4 protein-coding genes are annotated in these 2,934 nt (G+C 61.4%); 3 read left to right on the top strand and 1 reads right to left on the bottom strand.

Annotated elements, in window-relative coordinates; translation table 11 throughout:
- The 3 genes from Q0341_RS11990 to Q0341_RS11980 all read left to right on the top strand — a co-directional run.
- Positions 1–1,360: phosphoenolpyruvate carboxylase (locus Q0341_RS11990; protein WP_299513608.1), on the top strand; the 1,360-nt coding region annotated here is incomplete at its 5' end.
- Between the two features lie 44 nt (positions 1,361–1,404).
- Positions 1,405–1,974 (top strand): DUF4377 domain-containing protein, encoded by a 570-nt coding sequence (locus Q0341_RS11985; protein ID WP_299513605.1) that lies wholly within the window; start codon positions 1,405–1,407, stop codon positions 1,972–1,974.
- Positions 1,971–2,138, top strand: a complete 168-nt coding sequence (locus Q0341_RS11980) for a hypothetical protein (protein WP_299513604.1) — start codon at positions 1,971–1,973, stop codon at positions 2,136–2,138. Before Q0341_RS11985 ends, Q0341_RS11980 begins: the two co-directional genes overlap by 4 nt.
- Positions 2,139–2,189: 51 nt before the next feature.
- On the opposite strand, the gene Q0341_RS11975 is transcribed toward Q0341_RS11980, so the two are convergent.
- The coding region (locus Q0341_RS11975) for an MATE family efflux transporter (RefSeq protein WP_299513601.1) at positions 2,190–2,934 on the bottom strand (745 nt) is incomplete at its 5' end.

The raw sequence follows: 2,934 nt of genomic DNA, 5'->3' as shown, positions 1-2,934 counted from the left end.
GGCCATTTTTGAAACGGCACGCAACGCACGGTCGCGCTTTGGCAAAGAGGCCATTCGCCACTACATCATCAGCCACACTGAAACAGTGAGCGACTTGCTGGAGGTGCTGCTGCTGCAAAAAGAAGCGGGCCTGATGCGAGGCACCTTGGACGCACAAGCCCACAACGACCTGATCGTGGTGCCTTTGTTCGAAACCATCGAAGACCTGCGCAACGCCGCGCCCATCATGCGCGACTTCTATGCCCTGCCTGGCGTAGCCGCGCTGGTCGCCCGCTCGGGCGGCGAGCAAGACATCATGCTCGGCTATTCAGACAGCAACAAAGACGGTGGCATTTTCACCAGCAACTGGGAGCTGTACCGCGCCGAAATCGCCTTGGTCGAATTGTTTGACAAACTGCAGCGCAGCCACAACATCACGCTGCGCATGTTCCACGGGCGCGGCGGCACCGTGGGCCGGGGTGGCGGCCCCAGCTACCAAGCCATCTTGGCCCAACCACCCGGCACGGTGCGCGGGCAAATTCGCCTGACCGAGCAAGGCGAAGTCATTGGTGCCAAATTTGCCAACCCCGAAATCGGTCGCCGCAACCTGGAAACCCTGGTGGCCGCCACCCTGGAGGCCACGCTGCTGCAACCCACCAAACCCGCTAGCCGAGCATTCCTGGACGCAGCAGCCGAATTGTCTGAAGTCAGCATGGACGCCTACCGCGCCCTCGTTTACGGCACACCGGGTTTCACCGACTACTTCTTTGGTGCCACCCCCCTGCGCGAATTGACGCAACTGAACATCGGCTCCCGGCCTGCATCGCGCAAAGCCCTCGAAAAAATCGAGGACCTGCGTGCCATTCCCTGGGGCTTCAGTTGGGGCCAATGCCGCTTGACGCTGCCGGGCTGGTTTGGTTTCGGATCGGCCGTGGCCAACTACTTGGACAAAAAAGATCCGGCCGAGCGCAAAGCCGCGTTGGCGCTGCTGCAAAAAATGAACCGCCAATGGCCGTTCTTTCGCACCCTGCTGTCCAACATGGACATGGTGCTGGCCAAGAGCGACTTGGCCCTGGCCTCACGCTACGCCGAACTGGTCAGCGACACCCGAATGCGCAAAAAAATCTTTGCCGCGATCGAAGCCGAATGGCACCGCACGGCCGATGCACTAACGCAAATCACTGGCGAGAAAAACCGCCTGGCCAGCAACCCTTCACTCGACCGCTCAATCCGCCATCGCTTCCCCTACATCGACCCCTTGCACCACCTGCAAGTCGAACTCATCCGCCGCTACCGGGCCGGCCTGGCCGACGAACGCGTGCAGCGGGGCATCCACATCTCGATCAACGGAATTGCGGCGGGCTTGCGCAACACAGGTTGAACTCGGCCTTGCCTTTCACACGTTGACAAAGCACAACCTACGCTATGAAAAAACACTTCCAACACAAGGCGCTTTGCACGGGCCTGATCGCCCTCATGGGCTTGTTGGCCAGCAACACGTCTTGTGCGCAAGTCTGTACCCGCGAATACGCACCGGTGTGCGGCCAAGTCACGGGTGAAAGCACCCCCCGCACCTTTGCCAACAGCTGCCTGCTCAACGCGGCCCAGGCCGCACCGGTGGCCCCAGGCGAATGCACTCTCCTGCCCATGACTGGCAGCGGTGTCGATGCCCACGGCTGCAAAGGCTCTGCAGGCTACCAGTGGAATGCAGAGTTGAGCGAATGCGTGCGCCCCTGGATGCGCAGCGTCATCACCCTCGAAGTCGGCCCCAAGCGCCGACCCTGCACCGGTGTGGTGGAGATGCAATGCCTGATGGTGCGCGAACGAGCAGACGGCAAACACCGCCAAAAATGGCAAGCCCTGATGGGCACCATCGCGGGCTTCGACCACGTGCCAGGGAAACGCTACAAACTGCGCGTGCGCAAAGACCACATTGAAAATCCGCCTGCAGACGCCCCCGACACCACCTACACCCTGCTCAAAGTCTTGCGATGACTCCGCACATCCCCAAGTGGCAGCTCATCACCATCGGCATCACAGGCTTTTTGGTGGCACTTTATTTTTTCTGGGCCCAAGAATTTATCGCCATGGATCGCTGCCTGGACGCCGGGGGCGCTTACAACACGGCAGCGCAAGTTTGCGAGCCTGGCGAACGTTGAGGGCTCTGGCCAGTTCGGCACCCGCAAGGCGAGTCAGCCCTGGCCCTGACTTTATCGTGAGCCCTTTGGCGTGGTGTCGTCCCATGAGGTGCCTCTCACGATGAACATCGTGCTCACGCCATACACGGCCATGCCCGCCCCCACCAAGGCAAAAATCATCCACGCGGGTGCCTGCGCATAGGCGAGCAGGCTGCCGCCCACCGCCACCACCAGCAAACGCAGGCCCCCAGCGATCACTGGCCCCACGGCTTTGCCTGCACCCAGCGAAGAAAAGTACAGCGACAAACCCAAACCGAAAAAGCCATAAAACGGCCCGGCCCACACAAAGTACTGGGCCGCCGAAGCGCGCACCGTCGCATCTTGCGTGTACAGCGTGGTCCACACATCCGGGGCCAGGGTGACCACCAAGCCCAAACCGCCCAGCAGCGCAGTTGCCAGAGCCGCCGCCGTCCAAGCGGCTTTGCGGGCACGGGCAATCTGACCTGCACCAATGGCCATGCCCACCAAAGGCACCGAGGCCACCCCCACCGCAAACGCAATGGGCACCAACAAAAACTCCAGCCGCGTGCCGATCCCGTAACCGGCCAAGGCCTCCGTGCCAAAAGTAGCCACCAAACGGGTCAGGATCAAGATCGTCAAGACCGTCTGAAACGGCGAAATGCACGCCACCGCACCCACCCTCAAAATGTCCATCAGGTGCTGGCGCTCCAAAGGCGTGTTGCGCACCGTGAGCCGAATCTTGCCGCGCCCAGAAGACAGGTACAGCCACAAAAACACCGCCCCGCCCAGATTGGCC

The sequence above is a fragment of the uncultured Limnohabitans sp. genome (assembly GCF_937889215.1).
In the GTDB taxonomy this organism is placed as follows: Bacteria; Pseudomonadota; Gammaproteobacteria; order Burkholderiales; family Burkholderiaceae_C; genus Limnohabitans_A.
This window is presented reverse-complemented; position numbering and strand designations above follow the sequence as displayed.

Coding starts and splice junctions, on each gene's coding strand:
- Q0341_RS11985 (WP_299513605.1), top strand. CDS start 1,405: ATGAAAAAACACTTCCAACACAAGGCGCTTTGCACGGGCCTGATCGCC.
- Q0341_RS11980 (WP_299513604.1), top strand. CDS start 1,971: ATGACTCCGCACATCCCCAAGTGGCAGCTCATCACCATCGGCATCACA.